Origin of the sequence: Bacillus sp. FSL W8-1127 (assembly GCF_038006725.1) — a bacterium.
GTDB lineage: Bacteria > Bacillota > Bacilli > Bacillales > DSM-4216 > Bacillus_O > Bacillus_O smithii.
In genome coordinates this window covers 3,246,185-3,264,043 of record NZ_JBBOVU010000001.1, presented here as the reverse complement: position 1 = coordinate 3,264,043, position 17,859 = coordinate 3,246,185, and the positions used below count along the sequence as shown (strand labels likewise).

At 37.5% G+C, this 17,859-nt stretch carries 15 protein-coding genes and 1 pseudogene; 12 read left to right on the top strand and 4 right to left on the bottom strand.

Translation table 11 applies throughout. From position 1 onward, the window contains the following. Positions 1 to 23: 23 nt before the first annotated feature. Complete coding sequence (locus NST12_RS15285; RefSeq protein WP_341101880.1) at positions 24 to 1,202, bottom strand: phospholipase D family protein; 1,179 nt, start codon at positions 1,200 to 1,202, stop codon at positions 24 to 26. A 266-nt stretch (positions 1,203 to 1,468) separates the two neighbouring features. On the opposite strand from NST12_RS15285, the gene NST12_RS15280 reads away from it, so the two are divergent. Both NST12_RS15280 and NST12_RS15275 read left to right on the top strand, forming a co-directional pair. Then, on the top strand, positions 1,469 to 3,625 hold the full coding sequence (locus NST12_RS15280; RefSeq protein WP_341101877.1) for a hypothetical protein: 2,157 nt from the start codon (positions 1,469 to 1,471) through the stop codon (positions 3,623 to 3,625). 185 nt (positions 3,626 to 3,810) lie between these two features. Next, positions 3,811 to 4,416, top strand: a complete 606-nt coding sequence (locus tag NST12_RS15275) for a transposase family protein (protein ID WP_341101874.1) — start codon at positions 3,811 to 3,813, stop codon at positions 4,414 to 4,416. Positions 4,417 to 4,564: 148 nt separating this feature from the next. Here NST12_RS15275 and NST12_RS15270 read toward each other — a convergent pair whose 3' ends face one another. Further along, entirely contained in the window at positions 4,565 to 4,756 is a 192-nt protein-coding gene (locus NST12_RS15270; RefSeq protein ID WP_341101872.1) for a hypothetical protein, read from the bottom strand. A 251-nt stretch (positions 4,757 to 5,007) separates the two neighbouring features. Beyond that, the gene (locus tag NST12_RS15265; protein ID WP_048623008.1) at positions 5,008 to 6,171 is read right to left on the bottom strand and encodes an IS256 family transposase; all 1,164 of its coding nucleotides are present in this window, start codon (positions 6,169 to 6,171) and stop codon (positions 5,008 to 5,010) included. 329 nt (positions 6,172 to 6,500) lie between these two features. Here NST12_RS15265 and NST12_RS15260 point away from each other — a divergent pair, with 329 nt between their 5' ends. From NST12_RS15260 to NST12_RS15250, 3 genes are all read left to right on the top strand, one after another. After that, positions 6,501 to 6,674: a hypothetical protein gene (locus NST12_RS15260; RefSeq protein WP_341101869.1), complete on the top strand. Its 174-nt coding sequence runs from the start codon at positions 6,501 to 6,503 to the stop codon at positions 6,672 to 6,674. Between the two features lie 311 nt (positions 6,675 to 6,985). Further along, positions 6,986 to 7,684, top strand: coding sequence for a response regulator transcription factor (locus NST12_RS15255; protein ID WP_341101868.1), 699 nt, complete (start codon positions 6,986 to 6,988; stop codon positions 7,682 to 7,684). Then, a complete protein-coding gene (locus NST12_RS15250) occupies positions 7,671 to 9,098 on the top strand; it encodes a HAMP domain-containing sensor histidine kinase (protein WP_341101865.1) in 1,428 nt (475 codons plus the stop codon). Before NST12_RS15255 ends, NST12_RS15250 begins: the two co-directional genes overlap by 14 nt. A 305-nt stretch (positions 9,099 to 9,403) precedes the next feature. Here the strand turns inward: NST12_RS15250 and NST12_RS17195 are convergent. Then, positions 9,404 to 10,160 (bottom strand): annotated as a pseudogene (locus tag NST12_RS17195) (IS1634 family transposase); the annotation flags it as partial. Between the two features lie 364 nt (positions 10,161 to 10,524). On the opposite strand from NST12_RS17195, the gene NST12_RS15235 reads away from it, so the two are divergent. The 7 genes from NST12_RS15235 to NST12_RS15205 all read left to right on the top strand — a co-directional run bounded on the left by NST12_RS15235 (position 10,525) and on the right by NST12_RS15205 (position 17,812). Continuing rightward, positions 10,525 to 11,217, top strand: coding sequence for a lantibiotic protection ABC transporter ATP-binding protein (locus NST12_RS15235; RefSeq protein ID WP_341101857.1), 693 nt, complete (start codon positions 10,525 to 10,527; stop codon positions 11,215 to 11,217). A 15-nt stretch (positions 11,218 to 11,232) separates the two neighbouring features. Continuing rightward, complete coding sequence (locus tag NST12_RS15230; RefSeq protein WP_328205085.1) at positions 11,233 to 11,979, top strand: lantibiotic immunity ABC transporter MutE/EpiE family permease subunit; 747 nt, start codon at positions 11,233 to 11,235, stop codon at positions 11,977 to 11,979. A gap of 1 nt (position 11,980) precedes the next feature. Continuing rightward, complete coding sequence (locus NST12_RS15225; protein ID WP_341101854.1) at positions 11,981 to 12,769, top strand: lantibiotic immunity ABC transporter MutG family permease subunit; 789 nt, start codon at positions 11,981 to 11,983, stop codon at positions 12,767 to 12,769. Between the two features lie 35 nt (positions 12,770 to 12,804). Further along, positions 12,805 to 13,239: a NisI/SpaI family lantibiotic immunity lipoprotein gene (locus tag NST12_RS15220; protein ID WP_341101851.1), complete on the top strand. Its 435-nt coding sequence runs from the start codon at positions 12,805 to 12,807 to the stop codon at positions 13,237 to 13,239. Positions 13,240 to 13,652: 413 nt separating this feature from the next. After that, positions 13,653 to 14,642, top strand: coding sequence for a BMP family lipoprotein (locus NST12_RS15215; protein ID WP_341101849.1), 990 nt, complete (start codon positions 13,653 to 13,655; stop codon positions 14,640 to 14,642). 15 nt (positions 14,643 to 14,657) lie between these two features. Further along, complete coding sequence (locus NST12_RS15210; RefSeq protein WP_048624199.1) at positions 14,658 to 16,313, top strand: methyl-accepting chemotaxis protein; 1,656 nt, start codon at positions 14,658 to 14,660, stop codon at positions 16,311 to 16,313. Between the two features lie 521 nt (positions 16,314 to 16,834). Then, positions 16,835 to 17,812: a potassium channel family protein gene (locus NST12_RS15205; protein WP_341101845.1), complete on the top strand. Its 978-nt coding sequence runs from the start codon at positions 16,835 to 16,837 to the stop codon at positions 17,810 to 17,812. Positions 17,813 to 17,859: the final 47 nt, after the last annotated feature.

Below are 17,859 nucleotides of genomic sequence, written 5' to 3'. Positions count from 1 at the left end.
TAGGTGTATTTTTTGGAACTTCTCTACAAATCAATTACGCCATATTCAGTAAATCGTTTATTCAATTCGTTCATTAAAAAGTTGTGTGCTTCTTGAGTAATTCGAATATGTGATCTTCTAAAATGCATGCTTTGAAGGGTTTTTTGACTAACATTGGTTCTTTTTCTTAAAGATGGAAAGGCTGCTTTACCAATACTATTGTATAAATCTATTAATCGGATTCCATATCGAATAGGAGCATTAATTACTTTTCCGCTTGTAAACTCAACATAGTAAGGAAACCGGTGTTTCCATGGCGCATTTTTAATATCAGTATCGCCAACTATATTATCCTTATGGAAACCATCTGTCTTAGCATATCCAACAATCATCGGAGTAGGGCGATCATTTTCATCGAAACTAACAATTGTTAAGAATAGAGTGTCATCCTTTACAATTCCACTTGGTCTGCGAGGAAAGTAAGTAGTATTTAAATCTCGACGTCGTATCCCCTTCATTTGTTGATAATTCAAATTATTAGGAATTCTATCCTCTCCTGTTCCTTCAAACTTTAACCAATAGCCAGTACTTTCTTCATCTAATTCATATGTATTTTCTAGGATGGATTCGAATAAATCAGGGTGTACAATTTTTTTCAGTTCTACACCCTTCTTTTTATTATTTGAATATGTAACGGTTTTATCTTTTTGATTGGCTGCTAATTGAGGAACATGTTTCTTTTCTTCATCAATCCATTCTTGTGTAACAATTCCTTCGTCCCCTGATAGTTGAATTTGTTCTAGTAAGTCATAGAAATATTCTTGTGCTTTTTCTGCAATTTCTGGTTCGTCGTCCATTAATACACAAATTTCATGGTTAGATACAAAGCCACCTTTTGTGAAATTGGCTGATCCAATAATGGTAGAATGTGAATCGAATAGATAGAGTTTTGAGTGTAAATCTACTAACGCATAAATATTCGCTTTTGCATGTAATAGATGCTCTAGCCCGTAAATACTACTGACACGTTCAATGAAATCTTCACGGTAAAATCGGGTAATGATATTACAAACGACTGAAGGATTCTCATTTAACCAATCTGCTAATAAGTTTGCTGTTTGTGTGCCAATAAAAGGTGAAACAATATTTAATTCGCCTTCTGTTTTCTCTAGGAGTTCTTGAAATTGATTTAGCAAGTTTTTTGATATTAAATTTACTGGCATCTTTTAACCCTCCTTGTATCTTTTTTCTCTTTCAACACCATACCTTGAATGTTACATGCATACTTTTTTAAGTAAATCAACAAGTCTAGTGAGAATAGCAAACTATTCAACATGCCCTCAAAACCTATTATATCAAGGGTTGATGCCATAATAATATTTTTTTGTGTAAAAAAATGGAATGTTGATGGAGTATAAGTGCGATTACTTCTAAAAGTTTAAAAGTTGAATTCAACAAAGCGGTTGATGATACAAAAGCTAAGTTTGAAGTGAAAAAAGGTTCTGTTACTGTAAACGTAGCAAAAACTACTTTCTCTGCGGATAAAAAATCTGTTGAACTTGAACTTGCTAGCAAATTATTTGAAGGCGAGTACACTGTTAACGTAACTGGTCTTGCTGATCAAGCTCTTACAGGTTCTGTTAAAGTTGAAAATGAGAAAGTAGCTAAAATCGAACTCCTTGGTGAAGTTGCTCCAATTAATGCACAAGACAAAAAACAGGCAACAGTTGCTTATCGTGTTTTAAACCAATACGGTGAAGATATTACAAAATCTCCAATTGCTACTTCTATTGAATGGCATGCATCTAGTGGTGTAACAGCAGCTGATGATGATAAAGGACTTTTAACTTTAACTAAATCTGATGGCTTTAAAACAGGAGATAAAGTTGCTTTAACTGGTATCAATACATCTACAAATACAGTAGTTTCTGATGTTGTAACAGTAAGTGATGCTTCCGCTACGGATACAGTAGAATTCGATGGCGTTTATAATAAAGATGGTAAAGAATTCTCTGGTGATCTAGACGTTTCTGATTTTGCTTTATTGTTAACTGCGAAAGATCAATATGGCAAAACCGTTAAGGCGGATCAAGTGAATGATGATGTTGTATTCACCTCTTCAAACCCATCCGTTTTGACAGTTTATAAAGCATATGATGAACAAGGAAAAGATAAGAACCAAGTTGGTTTGAAATTTAAAGCTGGTTCAAACTATGCTAATGGTGGTAAAGTAATTATCACAGCAATTTCTAAATCAAGTGGTAAGGTATCTCAATTTGAAGTGAATGTTAAAGCAGCTCCAAAACTTGATACCTTCACTTTAAGTGCACCTACTGATGTAGTGGCTGCTGGAGAAACTGTAAAGATTCCATTTACAGCTGTTGATCAATATGGAAATGCGATTACAAAATATGATGATCTTGAAAATAAAGTTACTTTCTCCTCTAATAATGCTGAGTTGAAGAAAGATGCATCAGGAAATGCTTATCTTGAATACAAAGCACCTGATACTAAAGGTTTACAAGTATTAGTAGCTACAGTTGCTGGAAGCGGAAAAGTTTCTCAATTAACTATTGATGTTAAAGATGCTGCATATCCTGCAACTATCGAATCTCTTAAAGATGTAACAACTACTGTATCGAAAAATGGTAGTGTAAAAATTGGTCTTTCTAACCTTGTAGTAAAAGACCAATATGGTCGTACTTTTGATCTTAAAGGTAAGTTATCCAATACAGCAGGTCTGGGTAAATACCGAATTGTTGCAACTGACTCTGAAAATGGTGCTGTAAAGGTTGACAATGCAGATACTTCAGCTGAAATCACGGCTGACGATGGTATTATTACAATTACAGGTCTTGAAAAAGGTTCGGAAGATGTAACATTTAAACTTCAGCAATCTGTAAAGAATAGTGATAACACTTATTCTTTTGAAGATGTAGCAACAAGCCCATTAAAAGTAACATTTAATACAGTCGATAAATCTGCATTTACTTCCTTTGAAGTTGGGGATATTGCACCGTTGTATGCTGATGGTACTGCTACAACTTACAAACGTGATCTTAAAGTTTACGGTGTGAAGGCTGATGGTACTAAAGTTGAACTTCCATCTTCTGATTACACAGTAATTACTGACAACAATGTCGCTTATGATAAAAATACAGGCACATTAAATGCTGTTTTAGATGCGACAAAAGACGCGGGTAAATTTGGAACAAAAGATGAAATCACTTCTAAAGTTACAGTAATTGTAGATGGATTTGATACACCGAGCACTATTACAAAAGATGTTGTAATTTCAAAAGAAGCTCCAAAAGCAGATAAAATTGAATTTACAGATGCAGTTTCTAACGGCGTAGCTTCTATTCCTGCAAGTGTTTTAAATGACGATTCTGATGATGCTTCCGATTTAGACGCAGTTCTTAAAGTTACTGACCAATATGGTGTTAAAATCGATTCTCCAAAACCAATTATTACTGTTACAAATGTAAAAGAGAAAACTGTAGATGCAGATCCTAATCAACGATTCAAGGTTGAAAGTAATGGATCTGATACAATTGATATTCAAAATGCAGAGGCTGGAGATACATTTACTGTAACTTACCTGTTAGACGGTAAAACAGTGACTGTTAAGTTTACCGTTGAATAATTTAAAAGCTATTACTTCGAAAATGTCGAAAAGCTCTGCGGAGAGAAATCTCCGCAGGGCTTTTCTTTTTCGATTCTATGTTATATGTTGGGGTTAAGAGACTTTTCAGGCAAAAATAAAAGCACTTACGAAGATCTCCCTTTAAAATGATAGTCGGCGAATACATCAAAAAGGAGATTTCGTAAATGCATTCTCATTTTATCACAAAACTGCTTGGGTTAGAAGATGTTGAAATCACTCATGTAGAGGATCAAATCACTCACTTTGAAATCCATATTCAAACGCCTGTAAAAGTTCAAAAATGCCCCTGCTGTCAGAAGGAAACTTCCTCTGTCCATGATGATTGGATTCAAAAGATTCGGGATGTAAAGGTCTTTGAAAAATATTGTTTTCTCATCTTGAGAAAGCGCCGATACAAATGTAAGTCCTGTGGAAAACGGTTCTACGAACTCTATTCTTTTCTAGAACGTTACCAGCGCCACACGAAAAGGCTCCTTCAAGCACTTTTGGTTAAAGTGAGGGAGTATAACTTTAAGCAGGTTGCCAAGGAAACAGGACTTGGGCATTCCACTGTCATTCGGCTCTTTGACAAGCACTATTCCTATGACAATAAGGCCCTCCCGAAAGTTCTGGCCATTGATGAATTGAAAGGGACTTCTGAAACGGGCAAGTACCAATGTATCATTGGCGATCCTGTAAACCGAAGGGTTTACGATATCATTCCTAACAGGAATTTATCCATTCTAAAGGAATATCATGAAACGAATGTCATATGGCATTCGGAATTTTAAGAGACTAAGAAATAAAGCTTTATGTTCACTCATCTAGTCAACTACAAAAAAAGGGGCACTTCGATAAGTGTACCCCAACAATTGACATAGAGCCTTCTTTTTTATTTTTAAAAGATAAAAAGGAGAAGCTGTACGTACTTCTTCTTCCTCACTCCCGCTTCCATTCTCCCTTACAATCTGGACATTGCCATTTAATCACCCGGTCTGCTTCCAGATTGGATATGCCGATTTTTCTGCTAAAGTGGGTGGCATTACCGTAGTGGTGCTGCAGTTCTTTCGGAATTGGGTTTCCCTGTAGATTGGCTCCGCAAAAAGGACAATCTTCTTTGCGATCATCCATGTTTTTTCACGTCCTTCCCAAGGTAAGAATGTCCTTTTTTATTTTCAGAAACGACAAAAGTTCTGTAAATAATCCAGTTTTAGACGATTTCCGGGTACCGTCAAGAATTTTGTGTAAGAGAGTATTCTCAGATACGTTTTTTTAATCTTGGAGGAGGTGTTTAGTTGTCTTATATGAGACTGAATATTCAGTCTCATATAAGACAACTTAGTCTCCCTAGACTCTGTTCTTCATGAACAAAATTTGGTCTTTCAGTATCTTTCTTCAAACATATCTTGAAGTGCCTTGTATGCCGTAGAAAACCCTTTAAGTTTTCTAGTGGACCATTTTTCATTCAAGTCCTGTACCGTTAAGAACGTGATTTTTTCTGCTGCTTCAATACTGGTTAAGCTGTTCATCGTTTTGAGTCGTTTACGTATATCTTTAATCGTTCGTTCAATCGCATTGGTCGTGTAGATGACACTACGAATACTGGTCGGATATTTCATGAATGTTAGGAGGACATCTAAATCTTGTTCCCAAGATTGGACTTCTCTAGGATACTTTTTAGACCACTTGTCTTTAAACTCATGAAAGGCTTGAATGGCTGCGTCTCTTGTCATCGAACGATAGATCAGCTTTAGGTCTTCAGCCACTTCAAATTGGTCTTTTTTCCTTACCTTGTTTAACGTATTTCTTACTTTGTGGACCACACATCGTTGAACATCGGCTTTCGGATAGACGGCTTTAAAGGCTTCTTCAAGACCTGGGAGTCCATCAAAAACACCAAGTAAGACTTCATGAGCACCGCGTGTATAAAGGTCTTGGAGAATCTCTTGCCAGCCATGCGCGCTTTCTTGACCTCCAACGTAAAAGCCAAGAATTTCACGATAACCTTCTTCATTGACACCAAGAACAACGTAAATGACTTCTTTGGCATACGTATCACGACGAACTTTTATATAAAACCCATCAAGATACAACACAGAATACCGTTTGTTTAATGGACGTTGTTGCCATTTTTGAATATCCTCCAACGCGGCATCTGTAATATGACTAATCGTGGTAGGAGAGTAGGTTGAACCAAGAATTCTTTCGATAAACTTCCCAATTTCTCGAGTGCTCATCCCACTTTGATACATTTTAATAATCGCCTGTTCCAGCCAGCCGTCTTGACGTTGATAAGGCTCAAACAGTTGAGTCTGGAAATCCCCGTTGCGATCTCTTGGAACCGTAAGAGCTTCTATTTTCCCGTACTTTGTATCAAGAGTACGGTGATAATAACCATTTCTTGAGTTTTGAACGTGTTCCTGTTCCACTTGGAGGAAATTTTTGATTTCTTCTCTCATGATGAATTCAAGCTTTTCTTGAACAAAATCTTTTATCATATTTTCCAGTTGATTTGCGAAATCTGAGTTGAGTATACTATTACTCATAAGGTAGGGTATCTCCTTTCAGTTTTGTTTGGTCGCAAATCTGAGAATACCCTGCCTTTTTCTTTTTTTCTAGTAGAAAAATTTGCTTACACAAAATAATTTACATCATCGATTTCCGATATGACATATTTTTTGCAAGGGTCTAGCAATTAATATTTTCTTAATACAAATATACAAAAATATAAAAATAAAGAACAAAAACATTAGAAAAATATTAGATTTTCTATTTAACTTAAATATCGAAAAGAAGTTTTCAGATTCGGCATTAACTGTCTTTATTTACCAACAACAACAGAGAAGAAGAGCAACGGTTAAGTTTAAATGATATTTTGATCGGCATCGAAAACGATCTTTTTTATGCGAAAAGCAAAACGCTCAATAAACAATTGCTGATTACGATCAATAATATGCTGAATACAAGAACAGCCCCTAATCCGATACGTTTATTGTACGATTTAAGCTTGGACGGCAAAAAATTTGGTATAATTTTCTTTAGGATATAATATTTTCTGAATGTTCGTACATACCAAAAAATTGGCCGTCCGGTTTCATTAACATCGGGCTCTCTCACGGCATACCTGCTTTATTAATTGTTTTGTGCAATGGCAGGAATTTTGTTGACGTTGTTAGCGATCCAAAACGGTAAAAAAACGCCTTGGGACAGCGCGTTTTTATTATCCAAAGTTTAAAATATGGATAAAAGAAAAAGGCAGGGTATTCTCTGATATTTTAAGAGGGTACCCTATCTGCATGAATACGGAATTACTTGAAAAATGTTCAAATTTCAATGAACGATAAGGTGGGATCTGGAAGCATGCATTTGAAGAAAATTTTAGTTGTAGATGATAATGAAGATATTTGTCTTACAATCAAGCAATATTTGGAACTTTATAATTACACGGTGGAATATGTACATAACGGCACCGAGGCATTGCAAATCATTAACAATGATTTTGATTTGATTATCTTGGACATTATGATGGAAGGCCTTGATGGAATGGAATTGTGTGGGATTATCCGTGACAAAGTGAATTGTCCGATTATTTTTGTCAGCGCAAAAACGCTGGAGGAAGACAAAGTTCAAGCTCTATCCATCGGCGGGGAAGACTACATGACCAAACCTTTCAGTTTAAAAGAGTTGAAAGCAAGAATTGATTCCCATTTAAGACGGGAAGAGCGGATCCGTTCGAATGACAGGCATTTGTTAAGTTCTAAAAATATTACCATCGATCTTTTGGCCAATGAAGTCTTTTGTAAAGGGGTTCAATTGCATTTAACAAAAAAAGAATATGAGATTATTAAATTGTTAATGTTGAATAAAAATATGGTCTTTTCTAAGGAAAGAATTTTTGAACGGGTATGGGGATTGGATTCGGAAAGTCAATTAGAAACGGTGACGGAAAGCATTAAAAACATTCGGAAGAAAATCCGGTCTTTGGATAAGGAAAACTCCTATATTAAAACATTATACGGATTAGGCTATAAATGGGATGTTACAAATGAAAAAGGATAAAACAATAAAAAGAGATTTTTATTTATTGGTTGTAAAGGTCTTTTTATCAACAATTTTGTCTTCGGCAGTTACTTATTTATGTTTAATCTATTTTATCTTTATGTTTACCGAAAATAATATGATTAAACCGACGGATTATTTTGTGAAATATTTGGATGTTATTGAAAAAAAGATTGAAGAAAGCGCTCCGGACATTTTAAACGGGGAGCTAATTAATCTAGATCAGTACAGTAAAAAAATTGAAGGGGAAGTATTGGATATCAATGGCAATCATCTTTACGGCGATCAGGATGTTGCGGGATATAAAGTGAAAGTCGGTGAAGTAATTAATCGTGAGATTGTAAAAGGAAGCTATGTTTACAGATTTATCCCCATTAAACATGATAATGCCATTCAAGCGGTGTATGTGCTGAAAGCTCCTTTCGGGTTTATCATTAATAATCAGGATCGCCTCGGAATCGTGTTGATTTATGTTGTGTTGTTGATTTCTCCGTTAATATTTTTTGTGATTTATTTAATTTTTTATACGTCCAAGCTGTATAAATCCTTGTTTAATAATATTAAAGTGTTGCTTCAGGCTGCGGATAAAATTTCCAACGGAGATTTTGATTTTAAGATCTCGGGATTGAAAAGAAAAGAGTTTATGAGGATCCAAGATTCGTTTAATACGATGATCGACGCTTTGAAAGAGATGATTGAAAGTATATCCAAGATCGATGATGAACGAAAAATCATGGTGTCGTCGATTGCCCACGACATACGAACGCCGTTAACTGTTATTCAAGGGCAAATGGATTTAATTAACGATTTGAAAGACATAGAAAAATTTGATATTACCCCGCATTTAGATATTATTCGGAAAAATTGCAGCAAAATGAGCATGCTTACGGACAATTTGTCGCTTCTTTATAAAGTGGAAAACGTCGACTTTTTGTTGAATATTAAAAGAGTTGATTTGGGTAAAATGCTTCATGAGAAAAAACAAGAAATATCAACCATGGCTCATTATAAAAAAAACGTTCATATTCATTTTGATGTCCACTTAAGCAAACGATATTATTTTCTTGATGAAGCCATGTTAATGAGGGTTTTGGATAATATTTTGTATAACAGTCTGAGATTTACAACTAGCGGGGAAATTAAACTTGAAGTACATGATGAATCCGACGGTCATTCAAGCAAAATTTATTTTAAATGTTCGGATACGGGGACCGGATTCAAGGAAAAAGATACGTCTCGGTTATTCAAGGCATTTTACCAAGATGAGCAATATAAAAACCATGTCGGGTTAGGCCTTTATATTTCGAAAAAAATTGTCAATAATTATGACGGACAGATTCAGGCGTACAATAATGAAAACGGTGGGGCAACCGTTGAGTTTTATATCAAGGAGCTATCCAATTATTTGTTGTAAATCGAGTGGAACTGTATCATCTTTTAAAAGAAAGGTTTCGACATATAAGGATTTTAAAAAATTTTCGCATTTCACAAGAAGAGGCGTCTCATCATTCGTTTTCGGATGGGAGATTCCCCTATTTTTATACCTTCAAAAAAGTGATGAAAAAATATAGGTAGCCAAAATAATATATTCGTAAAGAAAAAAGGTCTGGATTTTGTAATGCTCCGGGCCTTTTATGTGTCGGGAACTTTTAAGCTTTGAACAAATTGCTCAGAAAGTTTTTTATAATAGCGAACGCAGGTAAGGTAAAACCCACACCAGTTTTCCTCACTCACCATTCCACGGTCGCCAACGAGAAGCACTTTGTCGATCGGGTAACGCTTTTTCATATCCTCAATAACTTCCCGAACGTTTTTGTATCGTGCATATTGCCAGAGAAGACTTGGCGACCAATCGGAATGCCTTGTTTGGTCATGAGGAGTTCAATCAACACTTATTTCCGATCGGAACGGTGGTCTTTGGAGAAACCTCGTTTGGCAATCTCTTCATCAGCCTCTTCCCCTTCGAAGCAGGTGCTTGTCGTATCATAAAACACGATATCCACGTCTCAAGAGAAATCAAATCCGTTAAATTCCCATATAACTGCATTTCTTTTCTTTCTTCCAAGAAGTCCAAGGCACGATAGTAGTGTTGAAGCTGGATTTCGGAAAGCCCTTCTGCGTAAATGGTGTTAACTCACCGCTTGAAAATCCGATATTTACTTCCCGGATCCATCAGGCGATTTAATACCATGGCCAAAATAGCTTCATCATATTGTGAAGCTATTTCCGCGTCATCCATCAACTTCTTCAGAAGACGACCTAAACCGAGCTTGTCCCAAATTTTACGGAACAGATAGACCGGACCGAATTCCTTTGTCCATTTGACTGTAACAGAAGTTTTAGTTTGGTTATGGATTCGCTCAAAATAGCGCTCTGAAAATTTGGCCAGCCCTTCAATCAGCGTATCAAGAGAGCCGCTTTCCAATAAAATTTCCAACCTCCCCAAGTTATAGAGCGTCTCTTGGCGAACCTTATTTCACAATTAAGTTCTTGTTTTGTAGTAGGGTGGTATCAAACTTAAGTCAAAATAATTATAAAAACTTTATATTGAAAAGGTAGTATGAAGTTGGAAATGATTGATGGAAGTATCGAAAAAAATTGGGTGAATCCGTAAATGGTAAAATTGCAGTAATTTTCCGGATTCCCCTTAATACAAAGGAACAGAACATATGGCTTTTAAGACAGATCTGAGCTTTTTTAAATATGACTGTAAAAATATCGGGTCGGCAACATTGATCAAAGATGATGCTGATCAAGGAAACAGGGCGTTTTCCGGGATAACTTATCAAGCCGCCGAGTCGTTAAAATTTAATTTTTTTAACGTTGAAAGGAGAATAAAAATGTCAGAGTATTTTTTGGAAACGAAACAATTAACCAAAGCTTTCGGCAAACAGCTTGCCGTTGACAATGTATCAATCAGGGTCAAGGAAAACACGATTTACGGATTGCTTGGACCGAACGGAGCCGGGAAATCAACCATTTTAAAAATGTTAACGGGTCTTTTGCGGCCGACAAAAGGCGAAATTCTCTTTAATGGGCATCTGTGGAGCAGAAAAGATCTTAAGGAGATCGGCGCGCTTATTGAGTCACCGGCCCTTTACGGCAATTTAACGGCTTATGAAAATTTGCTGGTTCATGCAAAATTATTAAATCTTCCGGATTCAAGAATTAAAGAAGTGCTGAAAATCGTGGATTTGGAAAATACAGGAAAAAAGAAAGCCTCGCAGTTTTCCTTCGGGATGAAGCAACGATTAGGGATTGCCAAAGCACTTTTAAATGATCCGAAGCTTCTGATTCTCGATGAACCAACCAATGGACTGGACCCGCTTGGTATTCAAGAATTACGAAAACTTATCAGATCTTTCCCGAAACAAGGAATGACGGTCATTTTATCAAGTCATATTTTGCCGGAAGTAAAACAATTGGCCGATCACATTGGCATCATCCAAAACGGAAAACTTAAATATCAAGGAGAAATCGAGGAAGATCAAGATCTGGAAAAATTCTTTATTGATGTAGTCAGCGGATTATGAGGGAGGCTGTAAATCATGCTGAATATGATACAATCTGAACGTTTAAAATATAAGCGGACTTTTGCGAAAAAGCTTGTATATATTGCACCGTTTTTCTTTGTACTATACGCCATTATTACCATGCCTACGATCCATTCCAAATATAATTATTTCGAATACACGGTATTTAATTGGTGGCCGTTAATATTTCTTCCTTTGGGGACGGCATTGATCGCGTCACTGGCCGCCATGCGAGAAAAAAAGTCAGGAAATTACAGAGCTTTACGTTGTCACGATATCAGCATTCCGCGAATGTGGTTCAGTAAAATCATTGTGATTGCCTATTATACATTGCTTTCATCCATTGAACTGATCATTTTGTTGATCCTGTTAAAATTATTTTTACCCAACAGCATTTCATCAGCAGCTGTCGTTGTAATGGCCAGTCTTACCATATGGATCACATCGTTGGCATACATCCCAATCGGGTTGTTTTTTGCTGAACGATTCGGAACCGTTATTTCCATAATTGTCAGTTTGATAGGGATTGTATTGGGCGTGGTCATGGCTCCGGAATCATACTGGATGTTTATTCCTTGGAGTTGGGGAATGAGATTGATGTCTCCGATCGTCGGTGTTCATCCGAACGGAGTACCGTTGAAAGAAGGGAATCCTTTGTTGGATCCTTCCGTTATTCCAATAGGCATTCTTGCCTCCATTGTTATTTTTGTTTTATTATCTCTTGTTACCGCGTTTTGGTTTTCGAGAAAAGAGGTGAACTGAATTGTCTTTTTTGCATGTTTTGTCATCCGAATGGCTAAAGACAAGGCGTACAACCATTAGGCTGATCGTGTTTGTGATGCCGATTATTTATCCAATTTTTATGTTATGGTATTTTTCCAGATACAATGATCCATCTTTTTGGCAAGTGAAAATATATGGAGGATTTTTTGAGGTATTGAGCGTTTCGTTACCGATTATTATTTCTTTGCTTACCGGTTTGATCGCCTATCAAGAAGAAAAATCGGGAAGTTTCATGAATGTGTTGACTGGTCCTGTTTCAAGAGCGAAATTTTACTTTGGGAAACTTTCTTTGCTTATTTTTGCCGCCATTACGGATATATTCTTGGCAACTTTCCTTATGTTGTTGGGGATGAGATATATTTTGAACGTAGAAAATGTGCATTACGATTTATTTTTGCAAGGAGCGCTTTTGTCCTTGGTCGGATCACTTATTCTTTTTTCCTTGCATTTGCTGATCAGTTTTGCATTCGGGATGGGTGCGTCTATTGCGATCGGTGGCGGAGGATTCCTTGTTTCAGCAATTATTGGGGCAACGGTTGTGGGTGATAATATTTGGCAATATATTCCGTGGGCTTGGACCGTTCGCCTTTCGCAAGTTCCTATGTTATTGATGCTTAAGGTCAAACATGCATTCGGAATGGAGTTGTCGGACTTGTATTTTCAAGAGTTGATGAAAGGGATCATACCCGCAAGTATATGTTTTATTCTCGTAACATTACTAGGTTTAGTTTGGTTTAATCGTTGGGAAGGGGGCAAGTCCTATGAATAAAGGAAAAAATACAGGGGAAGGAGGAGAAAAGAAAAGTGAAAAATTCCGTCCTGCTTATGGCTGTTGCCGGGGTAATTCTTTTGGGAGGCTGTTCCCTATTAAAAGATTTGAAACAAACCGCCTCCGAGAATATGGAGATTGATAAAAGGTTGCCGAAGTATAAGTTGAATATGGAAAATTTTAAGGAAATCAGCTATGAGGGTAAAACCTATGAGATTCAAGAAGCGGAAGTTACGAAAGAAGATTTGGATGAACCGATTGGAAAGGTTACGGAAACAATCACGATTAATGAAAATAATGAGATATTAAGCAAAAAAGAGCTTAAAAAAGTTGAAGTGGTTCCAAAGGAAGAAGACGAGAAACGAACGCATTTAAACTATGGTTGGGTATACAGCATAAAAGATGTAAGTCCGGATGAAGAAGTTGCGGTAGTTATTAACAATAAATTTCATGTAGCCAAAATGAAATAAAGTTCATAGATGGTATGTATTTGAAAAGTACTTTCCTCTTTGGAGGGAGTGCTTTTTTTCGAGAGCTTAAAATATTTTGTGTAAACATCAACAATTGTTGCATTGAATATTGAATAGTGGAGCATCGGAGAATTCTAGCGTTGCCAAAACTGTTACTGCGGTAAATGCCGCTGCGGCCTTTTGGATCAGGTGAACTTAGGTAAAAATCATCGGGATAGGATGTTCGGCATTAAAGCCGTCATTCTATTCCGATTTTTTTATTTATCCAGAAAACGGAGATTTATTAAAGATGAAATTAAATTTGACACGCAACGCACTTTTATTAAAAAAAATTTCAAAATAATCGAAAACAGTCGATAAAATAGATGTCGATATTTATATAAAGAAAAATATTGGAAGGGGAAACACCTTAGATGAAAAAACAGTCATTAATATTCTTTGTGATTATTTTTTTCCTTACGACCGTCATAAGCGGGTGTGGCGTGAAAGAGGAAGATCCTTTAAAACACAAAACGAAGGTTGGCATCATGTTATCGGATGATGGCTTGGGGGACCAGTCCTTTTCGGATGCGGCTTTTCGAGGATTAATGAAAGCAAGAGATGATTTGGGCATTGTATTTGATTATCGTGAGTTGAAAGATACGAAAACATATGAACAAGGATTGAAAGAACTGGTAAAAGAGAAAAACGATATCGTGATTGGTTTAGGATATATGGTGCAAGAGGATTTGGAAAAAGTGGCCAAACAATATCCGAACCAAAAATTTGTGCTGATCGATGCCGTATCGGATTTGCCCAACGTCACTTCCATTACGTTTAAAGAAGATGAAGGAAGCTATTTAGCAGGTGTCATTGCCGCGTTGACGACCAAAACGAAAACAGTCGGTTTTATAGGCGGGGATAATGTTCCTCTTATTCAAAAGTTTGCGAGAGGTTTTGAAGAAGGAGTAAAGTCGGTGGATCCAAGCATTAAAATATTGACGAAATATGCCGGCGGCAACTTTGGCGATGATAAGCTAGGCGCTCGTATGGCTAAAGAAATGATTGCGAATCATAGTGACGTACTCTATGCGGCTGCCGGATTTACGGGGGTCGGAGTTTTGAAAGAAGCCGAAAAAAACCACGTATATGCCATCGGTGTGGACAGCGACCAATATTTTTATGCAGAAAAAGCCGTTGTCACTTCGATGATGAAAAACGTGGATGTCGCTATATTTAATATCATCAAAGATTACAAGAAAAACAAAGAACTGCCTTCTCATCCGATCGAATTAGGGCTGAAAGAAAACGGTGTGGGTCTTGCTCCTATTCGAGTCATTCCTTTCACGGATAAAGATAAAAAAGCGCTGGAGACAGCGAAAGAAAAGCTCATTAACGGAGAAATTACTCTTCATCAAAACTAGATACTGGAGGATATCATGACGATTAAAAAGAAAATTTTACTGAATTCATTGCTCATGTTAGCTCTCTCAATATTCATGATCGCATTCATCATTATTCGTATGTTATCCATACAAAGTTCGAACCAAGATTATATGAAAGTTTTACTGACTGTCCAAGAGTTAAGGGCCGAAACGAAAGCGACGATGCAAAGTTTAAATACTTTTGCCTACAACATGACAGATGGAAACAAACAAGATGCAGAACAACAATTAGAACTGACGGATAAACTGTTTAAACAAGCGGACGGACTGTTAAAGGAAAAAGAATCAAAACAAATTCTGAGTAAAGCGCAAGCGAAGTTTACGGACTTAAAATCTCAATCATTGGATGCTCTTAAAGATGAAAATGCTCCTGAAGTAAAACGGCAGTCGCTGAGAACCCTGGGTATCACAAATGATTTATACATGTTGGATCTCTATACATCCAACCACTATGAATTTTTGCAAGCATCATTGAAGTCTAAAATCAGTTTTGTCATCACGTTTGCTCTTATCGGAAGTATAATCCTGCTCGTCGTTACAGCTGTTGTCGTTATGAGAATGGCAAACGGTATTACGAATCCTTTAAAGAAGCTGGCGAAAAACGCACAAGAAATTGCTTCAGGGAATCTTATAGTCGACCATGTTGAATACAAACATCATGATGAACTCGGTTTATTAAACGATGCTTTTTCTAAAATGGTCGATCACCTATCCAATTTGTTGACTTCCATCGAACATGCCAGTGAAAAGGTAGACTTGTTCGCCAAAGAATTAGAAACGGAGAACCAAACGTTAACGGAGTCAAGCAACCAAATTGCCGTTTCCACCGATGAATTATCAAAGGGAGCGCAAAGCATTTCAGAGGATTTGCAAAGCTCCGTAGAATTAATCGAACAAATGGACCGGCAATTTGCTGACAACGTTGAAAAAGCAGGGAAATCTGTTGAGTTTGCGAATGATGCCAATACGGTGATCATGGACGGCAGAAATGCCATCAATGAACAAAAATCATTCATCGAGAACAATGTGAAAGCGACACGTACGATCGAACAAGCTACCAATAACTTTATCCAATATGCTGTCAAAATCGAAGATATGGCCAAAGTCGTTTCGGATATTGCAGACCAAACGAACTTGCTTGCTTTAAATGCGGCAATAGAAGCTGCACGAGCAGGGGAAGCAGGAAAAGGATTTGCCGTGGTTGCCGAAGAGGTCAAAAAGTTGGCGGAAGATTCCACACAGGCTACGAAACAAATCTTTGAGATGGTCAATTTCATTAAAAATGGCTTAACATCGATTACTTCTTCCGTTGAAGAAGGGGTTAAAATTGCAGATCAGCAAAATAGAAACATGAACCGCACCTTGGAAGTCTTCGAACAAATCGAAGAAAAAGTAAAAGGAATCACTTCGGTGCTGGAAGAGTTGGTCAGTGGGGTTGATCGTTCTAAAAAATCCAACGAATATGTTCTGCAAAATGTAGAGAGCATCAGTGCAGTTGTGGAAGAAACAGCGGCAGGAAGCGAAGAAATCTCTGCCTCCACTCAGGAACAGAAACATTCTATTAGTAAAATGGTGGGAAAAGTGTCTTCGCTAAGAGAACTGACCGAATCCTTAAATGCAACGATGTCTCAATTTAAACTGAAAGAATAGCAGATTGGGTGTGGGGCGTCTGCACCCGATCGTGGTTGAACAAAACATGTCGAAGAAAAGCTCTGCGGAAAGGTCTCTCACGAGGCTTTTCTTTTTTTATTTTCTTAGCGGAATGGATCATTCTTTGTTTTTTGTTTGAAGCGTCGTTCTGGCTGCCGCTTGGCTAATCGGCAAGAAAGATGATAAAACTTCATTCATTTTGATAGAAGTGATTTATAATATGTATGAAAGATTACGTATTTTAAGAAAAATTTACAAAATCCGACATCCTCAAGGAAATGCAAAAGTGGATAAATGGACATCTTTTACTGTTTGCGGCAAGGATTGAACCGGTGGTGATTTCGGAGTTGGATACATAAGCAGGGCATATTAATTCATTTCTTACAGCGCGAAGCCAAGAGAATCAGTCCGCTGCAACACTTTTTCTCGCTAAGCTGTTTGTAATGAAAAAGAGGAGATGCAACGAAGAAGAGCTGAGAAATGAAGCAATAAAAGACGTGATTTTTACGATAGGAGGAAAAATGAATATTCGCAAGCTGATTATTCCTGTTTCTTGTCTTGCACTTACGCTTATTATTGGTACATTCGGCTATATGTGGACAGAGCACCTGTCTTTTTTTGATGCGGTATGGCTGACGGTCGTTTCTGTGCTGACGATCGGCTACGGGGATATGACACCGACGACGATTCAAGGGAAGATTTTTACCCTGATTATTATTCCGGTTGCGATTGGGATTGTGACGTATATTTTGGCCCGATTTGCCAGTGCGGTGATTGACGGGAAATGGGCGGATGAGGTGAAACGTAGAAAAATGAACCATAAGATTGATCAACTGGAACAACATATTATTGTATGCGGTTTGGGAAGAGTCGGCAAACAAGTGGTTGCTCAATTAAAACGGGAACATCAGCCGATTGTAGCAGTGGAAAAAAACGAGCAAATATTAGAAAAAACAGAAGATCTTCTTTATGTAAACGGAGATGCCACCGATGATGATGTTCTCATCGCGGCCGGCATTGAACGGGCTTCTTGTATTGTCATCATGCTGCCAAGCGATACCGATAACGTGTTTATTACGCTCACGGCACGAGGAATCAATCCGAATATCCTCATTGTAACGAGGGCGGAGAAAGAAGAGGCGGAAAAAAAGTTATACAGTGCCGGTGCGGATAAAGTGATTAACACTTCCAGCATCGGCGGAAAACGAATGGCGATGTCCGTATTGAAACCAGTCAGCATGGAATTAGTGGATACCCTTTTGCAAGATTCGGAAGGAGCCTATAATGTGGAAGAAATCGTGCTGAGAGAAGATTCCAAGCTGGTCAATCAAACGTTAAAGCAGTCGAAACTCCGTCAAGTGTGCGGGGTCACCATTGTGGCCATCAAGCGGGGAAATACGATCATCAGCAACCCGAAACCAGATGAACAACTGTTGGCCAATGATTTATTGATTGTCTTTGGCAGAGAGGATCAGCTGCGGAAATTCGAACAATTGTGATGCGACCTTATCACCCGCCGGAATTTTTCTGCGTATGTGCTCTTAAT

Bases quoted from the DNA above. Each gene is read 5' to 3' on its own strand.
- NST12_RS15250 (WP_341101865.1), top strand. From the start codon at position 7,671: ATGAAAAAGGATAAAACAATAAAAAGAGATTTTTATTTATTGGTTGTA.
- NST12_RS15275 (WP_341101874.1), top strand. From the start codon at position 3,811: ATGCATTCTCATTTTATCACAAAACTGCTTGGGTTAGAAGATGTTGAA.
- NST12_RS15210 (WP_048624199.1), top strand. From the start codon at position 14,658: ATGACGATTAAAAAGAAAATTTTACTGAATTCATTGCTCATGTTAGCT.
- NST12_RS15215 (WP_341101849.1), top strand. From the start codon at position 13,653: ATGAAAAAACAGTCATTAATATTCTTTGTGATTATTTTTTTCCTTACG.
- NST12_RS15265 (WP_048623008.1), bottom strand. From the start codon at position 6,171: ATGAGTAATAGTATACTCAACTCAGATTTCGCAAATCAACTGGAAAAT.
- NST12_RS15270 (WP_341101872.1), bottom strand. From the start codon at position 4,756: ATGGATGATCGCAAAGAAGATTGTCCTTTTTGCGGAGCCAATCTACAG.
- NST12_RS15235 (WP_341101857.1), top strand. From the start codon at position 10,525: ATGTCAGAGTATTTTTTGGAAACGAAACAATTAACCAAAGCTTTCGGC.
- NST12_RS15255 (WP_341101868.1), top strand. From the start codon at position 6,986: ATGCATTTGAAGAAAATTTTAGTTGTAGATGATAATGAAGATATTTGT.
- NST12_RS15230 (WP_328205085.1), top strand. From the start codon at position 11,233: ATGCTGAATATGATACAATCTGAACGTTTAAAATATAAGCGGACTTTT.
- NST12_RS15205 (WP_341101845.1), top strand. From the start codon at position 16,835: ATGAATATTCGCAAGCTGATTATTCCTGTTTCTTGTCTTGCACTTACG.
- NST12_RS15285 (WP_341101880.1), bottom strand. From the start codon at position 1,202: ATGCCAGTAAATTTAATATCAAAAAACTTGCTAAATCAATTTCAAGAA.